The organism is Streptomyces sp. NPDC046860 (genome assembly GCF_040645115.1).
GTDB lineage: Bacteria > Actinomycetota > Actinomycetes > Streptomycetales > Streptomycetaceae > Streptomyces.
This window is the reverse complement of sequence record NZ_JBEYXQ010000028.1, coordinates 35,964-55,573: the sequence shown is the minus strand read 5'-3', so window position 1 is coordinate 55,573 and position 19,610 is coordinate 35,964. Positions and strand designations below refer to the sequence as shown.

The following is a 19,610-nucleotide window of genomic DNA, read 5'->3' as shown; positions in this document are numbered from 1 at the left end:
ATCCGCCGGTCGGCGGGGCTAGTTTCTCAGGGCGTCCCCCCACGGGAGCGGCCTCTTGCGGGAGTCGGCCGGCCGTACCGCTTTCGAGGAGTTCCGGTGCACTTCGGCGCGCGGCCCTCGGTTCGGCCACGCCGCCCACGATCACGGGGCCCTGCCGGGCGGCTCAGGCCGGGCAGGGCCCCGAGTCACGTCAGCTGAAGGCGGACGCGCAGGTGGTGGCCGTCGCGTGGGACGGGTCCAGGGCGTTGGCGACCTCGTGGTACGCGATGCGGTCGAAGATGCCGATCGCCACGTGTTCCGAGAGGTCGAGCGGGCAGAGGTCCTGGAGGAGGACGTTGCGGACGTCGGAGCCGGTCAGGTACTGGGTGCGCCAGGGGGTGACGACCTCGTCGTACTTGGTGGCGATGACGGTGTAGTGCACTCCGGGGACGGTGTCGCCGCCCGCGTTGAGCTTGGTCAGGAAGGCCGAGCCGGTGATCTGGTCGGCCAGGGCGGGCGTGCTCGCCTTGATCAGGTCCTCCGCGCCGGGGAAGTACGGCAGCAGGTTGGTGAGGCCGTTCAGGTCGGTGCCGTGGTTGCTGGGGGCGATGCCGACGAGCGCGTTCACCTTGGCGGCTCCGCCGAGGAACTTCAGGTAGTACCGGGGCATCATGCCGCCCTGGGAGTGGCCGACGAGGTCGGCCTTGGTGGCGCCGGTGGCGGTGAGCACCTTGTCGACGAAGGCGGACAGTTGCCCGGCCGACTTGTCGATGGGGCCGAGGCCGTAGAAGACGGGGACGCCGGACAGCTGCCCGTAGTCGAGGGAGAAGACGCAGTAGCCGCGCTCCTTGAGGTACGGAGCGAGCGACACCCAGTTGGTGACGGAGTTGCCGAGCGTGCCGTGGACGAGGACGACGGGACGCGGGTGGGCGGCGGAGGGCTTGCAGGAGTAGTCGTTCCAGCCGCTGCTGGGAGCGGCGTGGGCGGTGGCGGCGGGGACGGTGGCGACGGCGGCGGCCAGGAGCAGCGCGGCGAGCGGTCTGAGCACTCGCTTCCAGGGCAGCATCGTGTGATCTCCTTGCGGCTCAAGGGGAAGTGCACGGCCTAACCCTGTGATCCGGATCACGGGATGCTGTTCACTCGTCAAGTTACGGACGAGTAGTGCAACTGTGAAGTTACGCGTCGGTAAAAAGTTCCATCCCATCAGAAACTCCGGCAACACGGGCAACTCAGGCCGCGAGCGTCCCCGGCATCACCGCGCGGGGCCCGAACTTGGCCCGCGCCAGGTCGGCGACCTCCTCGATGCGCCGGGCCTTCTCGTCCACGGGGTCGAAGGTGAGCTGATGGGCGGCCTCCCCGGCCGGGGTCAGCCCCTCGGCGCGCAGGGCGAGCGTCCGCACCCGCGCCCGCTGCAGCCCGAGCGCCTCGTACATGCCGTACGCCGCCCTGGTGAGGTCGGCCGAGTGCGCGGTCGGCTCGGCGAGGGTGCGCCCGCGCACCGTGGTGGAGCGGTCGGCGTAGCGCACGGTGAGCGTCAGGGAGCGGCAGACCAGCTCCGTCCGCCGCAGCCGCGCGCCCAGTTCCTCGGCGTCCGCCAGCAGCGCCCGCCGGTGCCGGGCCGGGTCCAGCTCGTCCGTGCCGAAGGACCGCTCGGCCCCCACCGACCGGGAGACGGCGTTCGGCACGACCCGGCCCCGGTCGACCCCGCCCGCCCGTTCCCGCAGTTCACGCGCGATCTTGACCCCGACCAGCCGCTGAAGCGTGGCGGGCGGCGCGACGGCGACCCGCCCCAGCGTGTCCAGCCCGTACTCGCACAGGGTCCGGGCGGTCGCGGCCCCGACACCGGGCAGCGCGACCACGGGCAGCCCGGCGAGGAACTCGGCCCCGGCGCCGGGCCCTTCGGGAACGGCGCACACCGCTCCCGGCCGGGCCTGCCGCAGCGCCATCCGGGCCAGCATCGGCCCCGGCCCGGCGCCGACCGAGCAGTCGACCCCGTACCGGGCGAGCGCCCGTACCCGGATCAGCGCGGCCAGTTCCACCGCGTCCCGCCCGAAGTACCGCTCGGCCCCGCGCAGATCGGCCAGCGCCGCATCGGGCGGCAGCCCCTCCACCACGGGAGTGAACTCCTCCAGCAGCCCGAGCAGTTCGGGCAGCACGAGGTCGTCCGCGCCGGACGCGGACCGGAACCGCACACAGAGGACGGTCATCCCGCGCTCCCCGGGCTCTGGTGCCACAGCTTCCGCATGGCGGAGGGCGCCTGCTCGGACACCTCCTGGCCGGCCGGCCGCAGGTCGGCCCAGGGGTGCATCCGGAAGCCGGTGGACATCCGGATCGGCCGCCCCGAACCGCCCTCCTCGCCCTTGGCCGCGGGCACGGGTTCGGCCAGCCGGGCCGCCACCTTCTCCAGCCCGCCCTCGGCCCGCAGTCCGGCGAGTTCGGCGAGGTTCCAGGCCGCCGATCCGACGACGCTCAGACTGCGCGGCCCCCGCCGCTGCACCACCCCCCGCACCAGAAGCAGCCAGGAGTGGAAGACGGTGTGCGCGCACGCGTCGTGCGAGTCGTCGAAGAAGGCCAGGTCGACCAGCCCCGTCCCGTCGTCCAGCGTGCTGAAGATGACACGCCGGCCCGACCGGATCGGGGGCGTCTGGGTGGCCGCCTTGGCCCCGGCGACCAGCACGGTCTCCCCGTGCCGGGCCTCGCGCAGCCGCCGGGCCGACACCACGCCCAGCTCCTCCAGGAAGTCCCGGTGGTCGTCCATCAGGTGATGGGAGACGTCCATGGACAGCACCCCGAGCTCGGCGCTGAGCCGCTCGGCGTCCGACAGGTCGGGCAGCCCGGCGGAGGCGGTCCGCCGCCCGCCGCCCAGCGGGAGCTGGTCACCGCGGCCCCCTCGGGCGCCCCGGTGCAGTTCGGCCAGGTGCAGCTGCAGGTCACGCCGGTTGCCGCCGAAGGCGTCCAGCGCTCCCACCTGGGCCAGCCGCTGGGCGAGCGGCCGCCCCGGCCGGCCGCGCTCCCAGAAGTCCAGCAGGGAGGAGTACGGCTGCGCTCCGGCGATCCGGGCGGCCTCGGCCTCGCTGATCCCGTGCACGTCGGCGAGGGCGAGCCGTATCCCCCACACCTCTGAACCGGACACCAGTTCGATTCGATGAGCGACCCCGGACACGTTCACGTCCAGCGGCAGGACCGGCACGCCGAGCCGCCGCGCGTCCGCCAGCAGCAGCCGCTTCGGGTACATCCCGGGATCGTGGGTGAGCAGCCCGGCGTAGAAGGCGGCGGGGTGGTGCGCCTTGAGCCAGGCCGACTGATAGGTGGGCACGGCGAAGGCGACGGCGTGCGCCTTGCAGAAGCCGTAGGACCCGAACGCCTCGACGATCTCCCAGGTGCGCCGGACCGTGTCGGCGTCGTACCCCCGCTCCCCGGCCCGCTGGGCGAACCACACCCGGACCCGCCCCTGGGCCTCGGAGTCGGACAGCAGTCGCCGGGCGTAGTCGGCCTCGCCGCGCCCGCAGCCGGTCATGACCGCGAGGATGTCGATGATCTGCTCGTGGAAGACCACGACGCCGTACGTGTCCCGCAGGGCCGGCTCCAGATCCGGATGCGGATACCGCACCGGCGCCCGCCCGTGCCGGGCCTCGATGAAGGGCCGCACCATGTCTGCGGCGACAGGACCGGGCCGGAACAGCGAGATGTCCACCACGAGATCCCCGAAGCGGTCGGGCTGGAGCCGCCCGACCAGATCCCGCTGGCCGGGCGACTCGATCTGGAAGCACCCGAGCGTCTCGGTGGACCGGATGAGCCGGTAGGTGTCGGCGTCCCCCTCGGGCAGAGCGTCCAGGTCGACCCGCTCCCCCGAAGCCCTCTCCACCTCGGCCACGGCATGCGCCATGGCCGACTGCATCCGCACCCCGAGCACGTCGAGCTTGAGCAGCCCGAGATCCTCGACGTCCTCCTTGTCGAACTGCGACATGGGCAGCCCTTCCCCGCTGGTGGGCACCACCGGGGTACGCCGGAGCAGCGAGTCGTCGGACAGCAGGACCCCGCAGGGGTGCATGGCGACCCCGCGCGGCAGGGCGTCGAGCGCCTCCACCAGCTCCCACAGCACCCCGTACCGCTCCTGCTCCGCCGCGAGCCCTTTCAGTTCGGGCAGCTCGGCGAGCGCGGTCCGGGCGTCGCGGGCCCGGACGTGCGGGAAGGACTTGGCCACCCGGTCGATCTCGGCCGGGTCCATGGACAGGGCGGCCCCCACGTCCCGGATGGCGTGCCGGACCCGGTAGGTCTCCGGCATGGCCACGGCGGCGACCCGCTCACCCCCGAACCGCCCGATGATCGCCCGGTAGACCTCCAGCCGCCGGGCGGACTCCACATCCACGTCGATGTCGGGAAGCGCGACCCGCTCCCTGGACAGGAAACGCTCCATGAGCAGCCCGTGCTCCACGGGGTCGGCATGGGCGATTCCCAGCAGGTGATTGACGAGGGACCCGGCCCCGGACCCCCGGGCGGCGACGCGGATGCCCATCCCCCGTACGTCATCGACGACCTGGGCGACCGTCAGGAAGTAGGACGCGTACCCGTGGTGTCCGATGATCTCCAGTTCCTCGTGCATCCGCTCCCAGTAGTCCCGCCGCCCGGCGTACCCGAGCCGCACCATCCCCGCGACGGCCCGGGAGGCGAGCGCCCGCTGGGCACCGCGCCGCCCGGCCCCCACGAGCCGCCCCTCGGGGAACCGGACGCTCCCCATCCCCAGATCGTCCTCGGGGTCGACGACACACTCCCCGGCGGCGGCGAGCGTCTCCTGGAGCAGCCGCAGCGCGACCTCGCGCCGGTACCCGGCCGCCTCCACCACCCGCTCGGCGACCGCGAGCATCTCCTTCGGCCCCTTCAGCCAGGCCTCGCCGGAGTCGAGCCCTTTCCGGGGGTCGATGGGCACCAGCCGCCGGGCGGCATCCAGCACGTCGGCGACCCGCCCCTGCCCCGGATCGGCGTACCGGACGGCATTGCTGAGCACAGGCCGCACCCCCTGCTCGACGGCGAACCCGAGAACCCGGGCGGCGAGCCGGAGCGACCCGCTCCCGGTCCCCGGCCGCCCGTGCCAGACCACCTCCAGCCGCAGCGCGTCCCCGTAGACCTCACGCCAGGGCGCCAGCAGCCGGGCCGCCCGGTCGGGCCGCCCGGCGACCAGCGCCCGCCCCACGTCGGAGTCGGGCCCGAGCAGCACGGTCACCCCGTCCCCCCGGAGTTCCTCCCGCGCCAGCAGCGGCCGGCCACCCCCGCCCGCCCAGGCGGCGGTGACCATCCGGCAGAGCTCGGCCCACCCCCGGGCGCCGTCCCGGGCGAGAAAGGTCGCCCGGGGAGCCGACTCGTCGACGAAGGCACCCCCGCGCACCGGAGTACGGGCCCGCCCCCCGGCGCCCGCGCCCCCGGAAGCGGCCTCGACCCCGAGGTCGACACCGAAGACGGGCCGCACCCCGCTGCCCGCGCAGGCCTTGGCGAACCGGACGGCCCCGGCGAGGGTGTCCCGGTCGGTGAGGGCGAGCACGTCCATGCCCCGCTCGGAGGCACGCGCGGCCAGCCGCTCCGGATGCGAGGCGCCGTGGCGCACGGAGAACCCGGAGACGACACGCAGATGCGCGAACGCCACGCCGGCACCTCCCACGCCAAGCACCTCCCACGTCAATCGAACATCCGTTCCCTATCCACCATACCCCCACTATCGAACACGCGTACGATCAGAACCCCGCCCCTCTCACCTGCACAAACACCCGAAGCACCCACTCGCCGCGGCCCCGCCCCCCACACGAAGGACCCCCGCCCCTCCCGAAGGAGCAGCGGGGGCCCAAGCCCGAAGACCGAAAACCGGACCTCAGCCGATCTGAGTCCCGGTGGCGGACAGCGCCTCGGTCACCGGCTGGAAGAACGTCTCCCCGCCGGCGCTGCAGTCACCGCTACCCCCGGACGTCAGCCCGACAGCGCTGCTCCCGGAGAACAGCGACCCGCCACTGTCCCCGGGCTCGGCGCACACATCGGTCTGGATCAGACCGCTGACCGTGCCCTCGGAGTAGTTCACGGTGGCGTTCAGCCCGGTGACGGTCCCGTCGTGCACCTGGGTGGTGGACCCGCTACGGGTCACCTTCATCCCGACGGTGGCCTCGGCGGCACCCGTGATCTGCTGGGCGGACCCGTTGTAGAGGTTGACCTCGCTCGGGTGGTCGACCCCGCTGGTGTACTTCACCAGCCCGTAGTCGTTGCCGGGGAAGCTGGAGTCCTCGTTCTGCCCGATCGTCGTACCGGACGAGTCCGCCCAGCTCGTGATCGACGCGGTGCAGTGCCCCGCGGTGAGGAAGTACGGCGCCCCGCCCTTGGTCACGTTGAACCCGAGCGAGCAGCGCCCGCCCGACCCGGTGATGGCGTCGCCACCGGCGACGAAGGGCTTGAACTCTCCCTGTGACCGCTTGAGTTCGGCAGCGCCACCGAGCCCGCCGACGACCTTGCCCAGCTTGGCCCACTGGGCCTGGGACACGGTCTTGTCGGCGGTGACGACGACCTTGTTGGAGACCGGGTCGGTCGCCCACGAGGTGCCGGGGATCGTCGCGTCCTGCTTCAGCGTGGAGCGCGCGCCGTCGAGCACGGCGAGGGAGTTGGAGACGATTCTGGCCTTGGCGCCGGCCGCCTGGACGGTATCGGCGGCGTCGGCGTCGAGCACGTTGACGACGAGGCTCTTGGCCTGGGCGTCGTAGTAGCTGCCCGCGCTGTCGGAGCCGAGGTCGGCGAGCAGCGTGGAGGCGAGCTTTCCGGCCGCCGGAGCGGACAGGACCCGCGCGTCGGGCGCGGACTTCGCGGGTTCGCTGGCGTTCGCAGTCTGGAAGGTGACACCCGCTCCGACCAGTGCGAGAACACCCGCTCCGGCGATTGCGGCCCGCCGTGCGGGTATGCGTCGGTGCTTCAACTCACGTCCTCCTGTGGGGGGTCGGTCCGGCAGGTTGTGGGGACCTGACGAACCGGAAGGCTGGTTGACGAGCGACCACTCTTCCGAACCGCACAGCCGGGACACAAGGTCGACTTCAGGACGGACTCTCGAACACCCTTCTCGACTTGACCGAGGACAGTCACCCCAGGGAATTCGCAGTGCAAACACGGACCGTGGAGCGGACAGCACCGCGCGGCAACGGCATCGGGTGTCTGAAAACCGACCGTCCCAAAGCGATACGACGGCCCCCGCACGACAAAAAGCGGACCCCCGCACGCGATTTGCCGCGTACGGGGGCCCGCCGGACGGAGCCGTCACGCAGGACGGCCCGTCAGGGTCCTCAGGGGAGGGTCACGCCGTAGTAGCTCAGTGCCTCGGTGACCGGCTGGAAGAACGTCGTACCGCCGGAGGAGCAGTTGCCGCTGCCGCCGGAGGTGAGCCCGTAGGCCACGCTGCCGCCGTACAGCGGACCGCCGCTGTCGCCGCCCTCGGCGCAGACGGTGGTCTGGATGAGCCCGGACACCACGTCCCCGCCGCCGTAGTTGACGGTGGCGTTCAGCGCGGTGACCCGGCCGCTGTGGGTGCCGGTGGTGGAGCCGCGCCGGGTGACGGTGGTGCCCACGGACGGCGTGGCCGCGCTGCTGATGGTCTGGCTGCCGACCGCGCTCGGGTGCGCGATCGAGGAGTTGGTGTAGCGCACCAGCGCGAAGTCGTTGCCGGGGAAGCTGTACCCGACGTTGGTGCCCAGCAGCGTGGTCTTGGCGGAGTTGCTGTACCAGGTGGAGGCGACCTCACCGCAGTGCCCGGCGGTCAGGAAGTAGTACGTGCTGCCGCTGCGCACGTTGAAGCCGAGCGAGCAGCGGTAGGAGCCGCCGTAGATGGCGTCGCCGCCGGTGATCAGCTTGTTGAACTTGCCGGGCGTCCGCTTGACGGTGAGCGCGTCGGCGCCGGCCTGCTCCTTGATCTTGGAGAGTTCGGCCTGGGACACCGTGCTGTCGGCGGTGACGAGGACGCGGTTGGTCTTGCTGTCGACGGCCCAGGCGGTACCGGGTACGTCGGCCTGGCGGACGGCGTCGCTCGCCTTGGTGAGCTGACTGGCGCTGAACGTGCGGGCGTCGCTGGCGTGCGCGGTGGGGGCGGCGAACGCGGCTACGGCGAGGAGGCCGGTGACGGCGGCCGTCAGCTGGGTGCGTCTGGCGATACGGCCTCGGGGAGTGGTGCGCTTGATCCTCACGTGTCGTTCCCTCCTGGGGAATTCGGGGGCCCGCGTGGGGTCGGGGCCCGTGAGGCGCAGCCAGCGGCAGGTCTGTCCGGACGTGCATGCCCCTGACAAGCGCTGAAGGGGAGTATTCGGCCGAACGACCGGTAGGCACAAGAGTGCCTTTCGGCCGTAGAAGCCTCAACGACAGGACAGGCCGCGCTCCCTGACGTCCCCTCACGTCACAAAAGCTGACGATCGCCCCGCACGCCTCACCCCGGACGTCCCTCTGTCACCCGGACACACCACACATCACCCGTCCGCCGCGACAAATCATATTTCACTCTCAGTCAGCAGCCGTATGAGTCGGAGCCCTTGGGGCACAAGGGCTCTCGACGGATCGATCGTGCACCAGTACCGTCACAAACCCCCCGCGCGGCGTCTATCCACTTGGCGCGCCGTCCGCATCATGGATGACCATAGGGAAGCGAAGAACGAGAAAGACCGCTGTGAGAGGAGGCGTCCATGGGATCGGTACGCAAGGCGAGTGCGTGGCTCGGCCTCGTCGACGACAACGATGACGAGCGTTACTACGACGACGACTACTCCGAGGGCACGGAGCCCGCTGACGCCTGGGTCACCGACCCGCGGGTGAAGGTGGCCGCGGACACGGCCGAGGACAAGGGCCGCCGGATCGGCACGGTCACCCCGGACAGCTTCCGGGACGCCCGCGCCATCGGTGAACTGTTCCGGGACGGTGTCCCGGTCATCATGAACCTCACGGCGATGGAGGGCGCCGACGCCAAGCGCGTGGTGGACTTCGCGGCCGGACTCACCTTCGGACTGCGGGGCACCATCGAGCGGGTGGCGACGCGGGTCTTCCTGCTGACGCCCGCCCACACCGAGATCATCAACGGTGAACCGGCGGGCCGCCGGGAGGACGGCTTCTTCAACCAGAGCTGAGGCGGGGCCGCTCACCGGCCCCGCCCCCAGGGGGGCTCACCGGAAGGCGTCGAGCCCGGTGAGCGCCTTGCCCAGCACGAGCTGGTGCATCTCCACGGTGCCCTCGTAGGTGAGCACCGACTCCAGGTTGGTCGCGTGCCGCATCACGGGATATTCGAGGGAGATCCCGTTGGCACCGAGGATCGTCCGCGCCGTACGGCAGATCTCGATGGCCTCGCGGACGTTGTTCAGCTTGCCGAAACTGATCTGCTCGGGCCGCAGCCGCCCGGCGTCCATGCGTCGCCCCAGGTGATGGGCGAGCAGAATCCCCTTGTGCAGCTCGACCGCCATGTCGGCCAGCTTGGCCTGGGTGAGCTGGAACCCGCCGATGGGCCGTCCGAACTGCTCCCGCGTCCGCGCGTAGTCGAGGGCGGCCTCGAAGCTGGAGCGGGCGGCGCCCATCGAGCCCCAGACGATGCCGTACCGGGCGTGCGAGAGGCAGCCGAGCGGTCCGCGCAGCCCGGTGACCTCCGGCAGCACCGCGTCGGCGGGCAGCCGTACGTCGTCCAGGACGAGTTCGCTGGTGACGGAGGCCCGCAGCGACCACTTGTGCTTGATCTCCGGCGCCGAGAAACCGGGACGGTCGGTGGGGACGACGAAGCCCCGGATGCCGTCCTCGGTGCGCGCCCAGACCACCGCGACCCCGGCCACCGAGCCGTTGGTGATCCACATCTTGCGCCCGCTGAGCACCCAGTCCTCGCCGTCCCGCTTGGCGAAGGTCCGCATGCCGGCCGGGTCGGAGCCGTGGTCGGGCTCGGTCAGCCCGAAGCAGCCGATCACCTCGCCGGAGGCCATGCGGGGCAGCCACTCGTTCTTCTGCTCCTCGCTGCCGTAGGCGTGGATCGCGTACATGGCGAGCGAGCCCTGCACCGAGACCAGGGAGCGGATGCCGGAGTCGGCGGCCTCCAGTTCCAGGCAGGCCAGGCCGTACTGCACGGAGGTCGCGCCCGCGCAGCCGTACCCGGTCAGGGACATGCCGAGGGCGCCGATCGAGCCGAGTTCGCGGGCCAGCTCCCGGATGCCGGGCAGCTCGCCCTTCTCGTACCACTCCGCCACGTACGGCAGCACCCGGTCCGCCGCCCAGGAGCGGACGGTGTCGCGGACGGCGAGGTCCTCGGGATCGAGCAGGTCGTCCAGGCCGAGCGGGTCGGCGGGGTCGAACGCGGGCGGCTTCGGGGACGCTGACATGGAGAACACCCTCCGGCACGGTACGGCTCAGTTAAACTAGCAGCGCTAGTTACGATGCCCGGGCGACGTTACGGCCCGACTCCGCCCCGCGTCCAGAGCGACAGTGCCGGTGTCAGGCGGACACCGTGGGTTTCCCGGCCGCCCTGGGCGCCGGCAGGTCGCCCTTGGCGAGCACCGCGGCGTTCCCGGCCGCGGGCTCCGGCTCCCCGGCGCCCTCCGGGGCGCAGTTCATGACCTTGGGCAGCCGGAGCGCCATCAGCGCGCCGAGCAGCAGCAGACCGGCGCTGACCAGCAGGGTCACATGCAGGCCGTGCACGAAGGAGTCGCGGGCGGCGTGGCGCAGCGCGGCCCCGGCGGGCCCGCCGAGCCGTGCGGCCACCTCGTACGCCTCGCCCAGCGAGCGGCCCGCCGCCGAGGAGGCGGAGGCGGGGACGCCGGGCACGGAGCCGAGGGCGGGCGCGTAGGCCGCGTTCATCACGCTGCCCAGCAGGGCGATGCCGATGCCGGCGCCCAGCTGGTAGGAGGTCTCGCCGATGGCCGCGGCGCCGCCGGCCCGGTCGGCGGGGCACTCGCTGAGCATGGACTCGTAGGCCCCGAAGAGGGTCGTCTCCAGGCCGAAGCCGAGCAGCACGAAGCCGCTGAGGAGCAGCGGGGTGTTGTCGTGCCCGCCCATCGCGGTGAGCAGGCCGACGGCGACGGCGGTGAGACAGAACCCGGCGCAGACCATCCGGCGCGGCCCGAGCACGCGCAGCACCCGCGCGCCCGCCAGGCCCGCCGCCATCGCGGCGATGGTCAGCGGCAGCAGCCGCAGCCCGGTCTGGAGCGGGGACAGCCCGAGGACGAGCTGGAGGTACTGCGCGGCGATCAGTTCGAGGCCCACCAGCGCCAGCATGGCGAGCACGATGCAGCCCACGGAGGTGCTGAACGCGGGCCGCCGGAACATGCCGAGGTCGACCAGCGGGTGGGCGCGGCGGGACTGGCGCCGCACGAAGAGGACGAGCAGCGCGGCCCCCATCACGAGCGGCACCAGGGTGAGCGGTCCGGTGAGGCCCTCGCCGCCGCCGAGCCGCTTGACGCCGAGGACGAGCCCGAACAGGCCACCGGCCGCCATCAGGGCACCGACGATGTCCCAGGGGCCGTCGCGCTCACCGCGCGACTCGGGCAGCAGCATGCGGCCGACCGGCAGGCTCACCAGCATCAGCGGGATGTTGACCAGGAAGACGGAGCCCCACCAGAAGTGCTCCAGCAGGAACCCGCCGAGCAGCGGGCCGACGGCCGCGCCGACGGCGGCGACCGCGCTCCAGATGCCGATGGCGAGCGCGCGCTCGCGCCGGTCGGGGAAGACCTGGCGCAGGATGGACAGCGTGGCCGGCATGATCATGGCACCGCCGACGCCGAGCAGCGCGCGGGCGAGGATCAGCGTCCCGCCGTTGTGGGAGAGCGCCGCCAGAGCGGAGGCGAGGCCGAACAGCGCGTAGCCGAGCAGGAGGACGCGTCTGCGTCCGATCCGGTCGCCCAGCGTGCCGAAGAGGATCAGCAGCGAGGCGCAGACCAGGGGATAGATGTCGACGATCCAGAGCAGTTCGACCGCGCTGGGTCTGAGGTCCTCGGTGACGGCGGGGACCGCCACGTGCAGCACGGTGGCGTCGAGGCCGACGAGCAGCAGGCTGACACAGAGGACGACGAGGACGACCCAGCGGTTGGCACCGGCCCCGGCCGCCCGACGGCACGGCCCTGCGGCGGCCGTGGTCGTCCCGGACATGTACGTACCTCCCAGAAGAATCCTCGCGTGCGGCGGGTCGGCGGGGCGGGGGTCTCCACGCCGTACGGCCGGAAGAGGAGCGGTGTCTGAAGGCCCGCTCGGACCCACGCGGGTGGCTCGTCAGCGTACGCGAGTTCATGCCCAGGTCACGTGGCGGACCTCTCACCGCCGCGCACCGATCGATGTGGCGTGCGCCACCCTCGCGGCCCGCGGTCACCGGCGGGTGACCGGGCGGTTCGCGCGGCCGTCGATAATCGGCGCGTGACCGAAACAGCCACGCGGGCGGCCCCGCCCGCGCTCCCCCTCCCCCGGCGGGCCCTCCCCGCGCTCCTGGGGTACGCCGGGGTCCGCGCGCTGGGGCTCGCCGTGCTGGCCGTGTGGAGCGCGGCGCGCGGCACGAGCGCGCACAAGCTGCTCTCCGCGCGCTGGGACTCCCTCTGGTACGCGCGGGTCGCCGGGGCGGGCTACGGCCACGAGGTACGGCTGCCGAACGGCGACGTCCACTCCGACCTGGCCTTCTTCCCGCTGCTGCCCTGGCTGGAACGGCTGCTGCACGCGCTGACCCCGCTGTCGTACGCGGACGCGGGTCTCGCGGTCTCCGCGCTCGCCTCGCTCGCGGCGGCCGCGGGGATCTTCGCGGTGGCGGACCGGCTGTACGGGGCGCGGGCCGGGGTGTGCGCGGTACTGCTGTGGGCGGTGCTGCCGGTCGCCGTCGTGCAGTCGATGGCCTACAGCGAGTCGCTGTTCACCGCGCTGGCCGCCTGGTCGCTGTTCGCGGTGCTGTCCGGGCGCTGGGTGACAGCGGGGCTGCTGGCCTCGCTCGCCGGGCTGACCCGGCCGGTGGGTGCGGCGGTGGTGGCCGCGGTGTGGGTGACGGCCGCGGCCTCGTTCCGGCGCGACGGGAGCGGTCCGGACGGGCCGCGCGCCGCCGCCTGGCGCAGGGTGCTCGGCGCGGCCGTGGCCCCGCTGGGCGCGGCGGCGTACGTGCTGTGGGTGGGCCGGCACACCGGGGACGGCCTGCTCGGCTATCTCGACGTACAGGCGGGGTGGCGCAACGGCTTCGACGGCGGGTACGCCTTCGCGCGCTTCGTCGCCGCCATGTTCACGGCGTTCCCCTCGGCCCTCGCGGGCACCGCCCTGGTCCTCGGGGTCGCCCTGCTGCTGTGGCTGTACCTGACCGGGGTGCGCCAGCGGCAGCCGCTCGCGCTGCTCGTGTACAGCGGTGTCGTGCTGGCGCTGGCCCTGTGCGCGTCGAGCTACTTCGGCTCCAAGCCCCGGCTGCTGCTGCCGGCCTTCCCGCTGCTGTTCCCCCTGGCCCGCGCCCTGGCCCGGGCCCGCCCGGCCCGCGCGGCGCTGCTCACCTCGGCGCTCGCGGCCGTCGCGGCGGTCTACGGCGCCCTGTGGCTGAACGGCTCCGGCCCGCCCTGAGGGCCCGGCCCTCCGGGTGAGCGCCCGCCGAATACACGGCCACCTTTCGGTGAACCAATTTAAAAGCGAGATAAACACGCTCCGGCATGATCGGGGAATTCGCGGGGGCCGCTCCGGGGATTTTGCCGATGCTCAGGAATTCGATCGGTTCCTGAGAGGTTTCCCACATCACATCGTCATCACAAAGCCCCAGTACCGACCGGGAACACACCTCACTCGCTGTAACGTCGATTGGGTGCGTACCGAACGAAACCTCACCCGGCGTCTGGACCGGGTGTTCGCCAGGCTGGACCGTGAGCCGGAACGGCCGGCCCACATCGATGTGCCGCGGATGTCGCGGCACCGGGCCGTGCTGTTCTCCTCGACCCTGGCCTTCTACCTGGCGATCGTGTGGGCCGTGATCACCACGTCCTGGCTGGTCCGGCTGGACTGGCGGGTCATGTTCTTCCGGCCGTACCAGCAGTGGCCCGGCATCCACGCCTTCCTCGACTACTACGTGGTGCTCGGCCAGCGCGGCCCCACCGCGGTGATGGTCGCGGCGTGGCTCGGCTGGCGCTCCTGGCGGCAGCACACCGTCCGCCCGCTGCTGACCCTGGCCGCCTCGCTGCTGCTGCTGAACATCACGGTCGGCGCCGCCAAGATCGGCATGGGCCGGCTCGGCCCGCACTACGCCACCGTGATCGGCTCGAACGAGATGGGTCTGGGCGGCGACATATTTCCCAGCGGTCACACCGCCAACGCGGTCGTGACCTGGGGCATCCTGGCCTATCTGGCCTCCACGCCGAGGGCGCGCCGCTGGCTGTCCGCCCTCTCCGCCGTCACCTCGCTCGGCGTCGGCCTCACCACCGTCTACCTCGGTACGCACTGGCTGAGCGACGTGCTGCTGGGCTGGGCCGCCGGGCTGCTGATCCTGCTGGCGCTGCCCTGGTTCGAGCCGCTGATCTCCAAGGTCGAGGACGCCCTGTTCGCCCTGCGGGACCGGTTGCGTGCCCGCTGGAGGCGTTCCGCGCCGGCGGCGTCCGCGCCGCTCGCCCCGGTGGCGCTGCAGCCGCTCGGCCATGCCGCCGAGCCGGCCGCAGCCGCGCGGGAGCCGGTCGGCTCGGCGCGCGGCTCCCGGCCCTCGATCCATCTGGCGCCGGGCCCGCACACCTCCCGCTCGGAGCGCACCCCGGTCACCCCGGCGGGCAGCCGCAGGCCCCCGCACGCGGACCGGCTGCCGCGCGGCACCTCGCAGGCCGCGCGCCCCTGACGGCCGGGTCAGCCCTTCCAGACACGGGCGACCCGGCCGTCCCGCACCTCGAAGTTCAGCCGGCCCGTGCGGTACTCCATCGTGATGACCGTGCCGGGCGGCAGCGCGCGCACCGTCTGCCAGCCCCGGCTCCGGGCGCGCCGGTCGGCGTCCTCGGCGGCCAGGCCGACATAGCTGTCCAGGGTGTCCGAAGGCTCCGGCGGCGGAGCGGGAATCTGTGCCATGCGGCCACGCTAGGCGGCGCGCGGCGGCTACGGAAGGCACCCGCCGTGCCGGGCCCCGGGTACCGCCCGGTCACACTTCTGTCACAGCTTTCCGGTGGCCGGCCTCCGCGCTCTCCGTCACACGTATGGGGGTTTCCGTTCACCTTCACGGGGTAATCGAACAGAATTTTCCCGGGCGGCCGTTTTCGGGAACCAATTACCGGTCGTAATGCGTCGGAACACGCACCGGAACCGGCCAAGAACGGGAGCGGAGCGTTTTTACCGCGGAATAGGGCGCGAGGGCCGGTGAGCTGACGGCGCATAGGAAATGCACGGACCCCGCGCCCCGTACCGCACATCGCTTCCGCGCGAACAGGCATGCGAACGGCCGCCGCCCCTGGAGAGGGCGGCGGCCGTGGCCGTCGGGGCGGGACCTCGCGTCAGAGCGCGAGGTGCTGCCCCGGCACGATCAGGTTCGGGTCGGCACCGATGACCGACCGGTTGGCGGCGTAGATCCGCTGCCAGCTCACCCCGTGCCGGGCGGCGATGGTGCTCAGGGTGTCGCCCTGGCGGACGGTGTAGCCGCCCCGGTGGGCACCCCGGTCGGCGTGGGCCGCCGCCGGGCGCTGCGGCGCCTTGGCCGGAGCGGACCGGGCCGGCCCGCTCTTCTTGCGCACGGTTCCCTTGTCGGTCCCGGCACCCGCGGCGGACGCGGGCGCGGCGCCGGAGGCTCCGGCGCGGGCGGAGCAGACCGGCCAGGCTCCCCAGCCCTGGGCCCGCTGGACCTTGGTCGCCACGGCGATCTGCGCGCTTCTCGACGCGCGGTCGGCGGTGGAGGCGTAGGCGCCGCCACCGTAGGCACGCCACGTACTGGCGGAGAACTGGAGTCCGCCGTAGTAGCCGTTGCCGGTGTTGATGCTCCAGTTGCCGCCGCTCTCGCACTGGGCGATGCGGTCCCAGACCCCGTTGTCCGCCGCCTGGGCCTCTCCGGAGGCCGCCAGCAGCCCCAGCGGGGCGAGCAGCGCGGCTCCGGCGAGGGCGGCCGCGTTGCGGCCCTTGCGGGCGCCGCCGTGACGGTCGGCGTCACGGGTGGTGCCTGCGGCGGTCGGACGGGTCATATCGGCACACTCGGACATGCAGTTCCCTCTCCACGAACCCGGGCTCCCCCTGGGCGGGGCGCGTCCCGCCGCGCAGGACCGCGGCCGAACGTGCCCGCCCCGTCCGCCGGTTCCGGTGCCGAGGCCGCGAACGGCCGGGCACCGGGCGGCGGAACCACCCGAGCGGTGCTAGTTGCACACGGCGAAGGAATCTAAGGAGGACAGGTGCCGCATTTCAACAACAGCCCGTCGCGGCAGGCCAGTTGGTGGTTACCGCAGGTATCGGCGATTTCCGGCCAACCACTTCATACGGTTATTTCGTCACTTGTCGACCATGCCGCTTACCCGCATGTGCTCCACATCACCCTTTCAAGTTCCTTGACTGTGTACGGAGTTGACGCTGAGTGTCTGATTCCGCGCGGAAAGTGACCCTGTGCGCCGGTCGGTTCGATTCCGTTCCCCCCGGGGCGTGACCACCACCACAGGTAGCCCGTTGTCTTGTGCGTGAGCCCGCAACCCCACGGCTCAGCGACCGGGAGCCACCCGGCCGACCGCGCGCATCCCGAGGGAGCCATCGTGCCGCGCATGCTCGACGTCAGTGACGCCGTACGCGCCGAGATCGGCGACGAAGAAGCCGACCGGCTGCTCGCCGGACAGAACGCTCCGGGCAGTTACGACTGCACGTCCTGCCGTACTCCGGGGGACTCCGAGCAGGAACGCACCAGCACCGTCCTGTTCGTCGGTGACGAGACCGCCGTCCTCGCCTTCGCCCACGCGGGCTGCCTGCCCTCGCAGGTCGTGCAGGTCACCGAGGAGCAGCTGCAGGGCGCCGTCCGCTCCATCGGCGGCGAGGCCGCCCCCGCCGCCGGGCAGCACGCCCCGCAGGCGGCGCCCGAGCCCGCCGTCCTCGGTGTGACCAGCGGACTGGTGCTCATCGAGGGCGAGTTGCACCCGGCGCTCGTGGTCGAGCCGACCGGGCCCATCGCGCGCCCCGGCACCACCGGGGGCGGCGACGACTTCCTGCCGCTCCTGATCGAGCAGGGCTTCATGCCCGCCACCGAACTGGCCTCCGTCCCGCCGGTGCTGCACGGCTGGTCGGTGCTGCTCGCCGTGGGCCAGCTCCACGCGGTGCTCCAGCCGGGCCCGAACGGCAGCCAGCCGGTGGCCTGGTGGCAGGCGCACCAGCCGCTCCAGGTCACGGACAGCTGGCGGGCCGCCGCCAACAAGCACCAGCAGGTGCTGATGTTCGCGGCGCCGGTCGGCTCCATCGGCCGGCAGCCCCGCGAGGACCTGCTGCGGGACGCGCTGGACAAGGCCGCGGCGAACGGCCGTCTGGTGGCGGCCGCGCTGCCGCTCGCCGGCACCTGAGTCCGCTCCCCCGGCCACCGGCCGTGCCGGCCTCCCCACCCCCGGGGGCCGGCACGGCCGGTCGTGCTGTCCGGCGTGCCTTCGAAGGTCCCCGCCGCAACCGCATCTCTTTGGGGGGCGCCGTCGTTTGGACATACGTGCACCCATACGACACTTCTCCCCGCAGGCCCGCGCTGTCCCCCGTTCCCGTCGCCCGGTCCGGGCAGGAGAACTCCGGTGGGCCCTCCTACACACCGATCTACGACACGCTGTACGCGGAGTGGGTCAAGAGCTTCCGTACGCTGCCCTTCGACCGCAGCGGTGAGGAGAACCTCGATTTCACCGCCTTCGGGAACCTCCCCCAGGGCACCGGCTCGTACGGCGGGCACCGGCCGGGGTCGTTCAGCAGCTCCTACAGCGCCTACAGCGCGGGGGCGTACAGCGCGCGGCAGCAGTCCCAGTGGCAGCGGATCGGCACGATCGGGCGGGCCGAGCCGGACGGCAACGGCTCCGGGCGGGCGGCGCTCCCGCCGGGCCCGCGCCAGGGCAACTGAGCGACACGCGAAGGGCGGCCCCGTCTCCACCGAGACCGGGCCGCCCTTTCCGTCATGCCGGATGTCCGTCGTGCCGGATGTCCGCCGCGGCGGTTACTTCTTCTTCGCGCCGCGCTTCTCGCGCACCCGCACCGAGATGTGGATCGGGGTGCCCTCGAAGCCGAACTCCTCGCGCAGGCGGCGCTCGATGAAGCGCCGGTAGCCCGCCTCGATGAAGCCGGAGGCGAAGAGGACGAAGCGCGGGGGCTTGGTGCCCGCCTGGGTGCCGAACAGGATGCGCGGCTGCTTGCCGCCCCGCACCGGGTGCGGGTGGGCGGCGACCAGCTCGCCGAGGAAGGCGTTCAGCCGGCCGGTGGGGACGCGGCTCTCCCAGCCGTCGAGCGCGGTCTCGATCGCCGGGACCAGCTTCTCCATGTGGCGGCCGGTGCGGGCGGAGACGTTGACCCGCGGGGCCCAGGCGACCTGGCCGAGCTCCGTCTCGATCTCCCGCTCCAGGTAGTAGCGGCGCTCCTCGTCGAGGGTGTCCCACTTGTTGAAGGCGAGGACCACGGCACGGCCGGCCTCGACCGCCATGGTGACGATGCGCTGGTCCTGCACGGAGATGTTCTCGGAGGCGTCCAGCAGGATGACCGCGACCTCCGCCTTCTCCACGGCGGCGGCCGTGCGCAGGGAGGCGTAGTAGTCGGCGCCCTGCTGGAGGTGGACGCGCTTGCGGATGCCCGCCGTGTCGACGAACTTCCAGGTCTTGCCGCCCAGCTCGATCATCTCGTCGACCGGGTCGCGGGTGGTGCCCGCCAGCTCGTTGACGACGACGCGCTCCTCACCGGCGACCTTGTTCAGCAGCGAGGACTTGCCGACGTTCGGGCGGCCGATCAGCGCGATCCGGCGGGGGCCGCCGACACCGGCGCCGCCGAAGGTCTGCGCGGGCGCCTCGGGCAGCGCCTCCAGGACGGCGTCCAGCATGTCGCCGGTGCCGCGGCCGTGCAGGGCGGAGACCGGGTGCGGCTCGCCGAGGCCCAGGGACCACAGGTAGGCCGCGTCGGACTCGCCGGAGAGGCCGTCGACCTTGTTGGCGGCCAGCACGACCGGCTTGCCCGCCTTGCGCAGCAGCCGGACGACGGCCTCGTCGGTGTCGGTGGCGCCGACCTTGGCGTCCACCACGAAGACGACCGCGTCGGACGCCTCGATCGCGTACTCGGCCTGCGCGGCGACCGAGGCGTCGATGCCGAGCACGTCCTGCTCCCAGCCGCCGGTGTCGACGACCTTGAAACGGCGGCCGGCCCATTCCGCCTCATAGGTGACGCGGTCACGGGTGACGCCGGGCTTGTCCTCGACGACCGCCTCGCGGCGGCCGATGATCCGGTTCACCAGCGTGGACTTGCCGACATTGGGACGGCCGACGACGGCGAGCACGGGGAGGGGGCCGTGACCCGCCTCCTCGATGGCGCCTTCGACGTCCTCGATGTCGAAGCCCTCTTCCGCGGCGAGCTGCATGAACTCCGCGTACTCGGCGTCGCCGAGAGCCCCGTGCTCGTACTCGTGCGCGGCCGAGCCGTCGGGCTGGTTCTGGTCGTTCATGAAGTCCGTACCTCGTCGTCGTTCGTGGTGATCGGTGGTGCGGCCCGTTCCGGGCCGTTTC

At 72.5% G+C, this 19,610-nt stretch carries 15 protein-coding genes; 5 read left to right on the top strand and 10 right to left on the bottom strand.

Features of this window, described 5'->3' with window-relative positions; genetic code table 11:
* Positions 1-190: 190 nt before the first annotated feature.
* The 5 genes from ABZ898_RS28060 to ABZ898_RS28040 all read right to left on the bottom strand — a co-directional run bounded on the left by ABZ898_RS28060 (position 191) and on the right by ABZ898_RS28040 (position 8,177).
* Positions 191-1,045: an alpha/beta fold hydrolase gene (locus tag ABZ898_RS28060; RefSeq protein ID WP_361664686.1), complete on the bottom strand. Its 855-nt coding sequence runs from the start codon at positions 1,043-1,045 to the stop codon at positions 191-193.
* Positions 1,046-1,208: 163 nt separating this feature from the next.
* Positions 1,209-2,186: a hypothetical protein gene (locus ABZ898_RS28055; protein WP_361664683.1), complete on the bottom strand. Its 978-nt coding sequence runs from the start codon at positions 2,184-2,186 to the stop codon at positions 1,209-1,211.
* Positions 2,183-5,617, bottom strand: a complete 3,435-nt coding sequence (locus tag ABZ898_RS28050; protein WP_361664680.1) for a DNA polymerase III subunit alpha — start codon at positions 5,615-5,617, stop codon at positions 2,183-2,185. Before ABZ898_RS28050 ends, ABZ898_RS28055 begins: the two co-directional genes overlap by 4 nt.
* Positions 5,618-5,839: 222 nt before the next feature.
* Complete coding sequence (locus tag ABZ898_RS28045) at positions 5,840-6,922, bottom strand: S1 family peptidase (RefSeq protein WP_361664677.1); 1,083 nt, start codon at positions 6,920-6,922, stop codon at positions 5,840-5,842.
* A 361-nt stretch (positions 6,923-7,283) separates the two neighbouring features.
* Positions 7,284-8,177, bottom strand: coding sequence for a S1 family peptidase (locus ABZ898_RS28040; RefSeq protein ID WP_361664674.1), 894 nt, complete (start codon positions 8,175-8,177; stop codon positions 7,284-7,286).
* Positions 8,178-8,666: 489 nt separating this feature from the next.
* On the opposite strand from ABZ898_RS28040, the gene ABZ898_RS28035 reads away from it, so the two are divergent.
* Positions 8,667-9,104, top strand: a complete 438-nt coding sequence (locus tag ABZ898_RS28035; RefSeq protein WP_361664671.1) for a cell division protein SepF — start codon at positions 8,667-8,669, stop codon at positions 9,102-9,104.
* Between the two features lie 36 nt (positions 9,105-9,140).
* Here the strand turns inward: ABZ898_RS28035 and ABZ898_RS28030 are convergent, their stop codons facing one another.
* Together ABZ898_RS28030 and ABZ898_RS28025 are read right to left on the bottom strand one after the other, a co-directional pair.
* Complete coding sequence (locus ABZ898_RS28030) at positions 9,141-10,331, bottom strand: acyl-CoA dehydrogenase family protein (RefSeq protein ID WP_361664668.1); 1,191 nt, start codon at positions 10,329-10,331, stop codon at positions 9,141-9,143.
* Between the two features lie 112 nt (positions 10,332-10,443).
* Positions 10,444-12,093 (bottom strand): MFS transporter, encoded by a 1,650-nt coding sequence (locus ABZ898_RS28025; protein WP_361664665.1) that lies wholly within the window; start codon positions 12,091-12,093, stop codon positions 10,444-10,446.
* Between the two features lie 261 nt (positions 12,094-12,354).
* Here ABZ898_RS28025 and ABZ898_RS28020 point away from each other — a divergent pair, with 261 nt between their 5' ends.
* The gene (locus tag ABZ898_RS28020) at positions 12,355-13,521 is read left to right on the top strand and encodes a glycosyltransferase family 39 protein (RefSeq protein WP_361664662.1); all 1,167 of its coding nucleotides are present in this window, start codon (positions 12,355-12,357) and stop codon (positions 13,519-13,521) included.
* 235 nt (positions 13,522-13,756) lie between these two features.
* Positions 13,757-14,770: a phosphatase PAP2 family protein gene (locus ABZ898_RS28015; protein ID WP_361664659.1), complete on the top strand. Its 1,014-nt coding sequence runs from the start codon at positions 13,757-13,759 to the stop codon at positions 14,768-14,770.
* Between the two features lie 8 nt (positions 14,771-14,778).
* Here the strand turns inward: ABZ898_RS28015 and ABZ898_RS28010 are convergent, their stop codons facing one another.
* Together ABZ898_RS28010 and ABZ898_RS28005 are read right to left on the bottom strand one after the other, a co-directional pair.
* Complete coding sequence (locus ABZ898_RS28010; RefSeq protein ID WP_361664656.1) at positions 14,779-14,994, bottom strand: I78 family peptidase inhibitor; 216 nt, start codon at positions 14,992-14,994, stop codon at positions 14,779-14,781.
* 419 nt (positions 14,995-15,413) lie between these two features.
* Complete coding sequence (locus ABZ898_RS28005) at positions 15,414-16,109, bottom strand: transglycosylase family protein (protein WP_361664653.1); 696 nt, start codon at positions 16,107-16,109, stop codon at positions 15,414-15,416.
* A 537-nt stretch (positions 16,110-16,646) separates the two neighbouring features.
* Between ABZ898_RS28005 and ABZ898_RS28000 the strand changes: the two genes are divergently transcribed.
* Entirely contained in the window at positions 16,647-17,438 is a 792-nt protein-coding gene (locus ABZ898_RS28000) for a hypothetical protein (protein ID WP_361664650.1), read from the top strand.
* 137 nt (positions 17,439-17,575) lie between these two features.
* Positions 17,576-17,971, top strand: coding sequence for a hypothetical protein (locus ABZ898_RS27995; protein WP_361664647.1), 396 nt, complete (start codon positions 17,576-17,578; stop codon positions 17,969-17,971).
* A gap of 93 nt (positions 17,972-18,064) precedes the next feature.
* On the opposite strand, the gene der is transcribed toward ABZ898_RS27995, so the two are convergent.
* Complete coding sequence (gene der / locus ABZ898_RS27990) at positions 18,065-19,549, bottom strand: ribosome biogenesis GTPase Der (RefSeq protein WP_361664644.1); 1,485 nt, start codon at positions 19,547-19,549, stop codon at positions 18,065-18,067.
* Between the last annotated feature and the right edge of the window lie 61 nt (positions 19,550-19,610).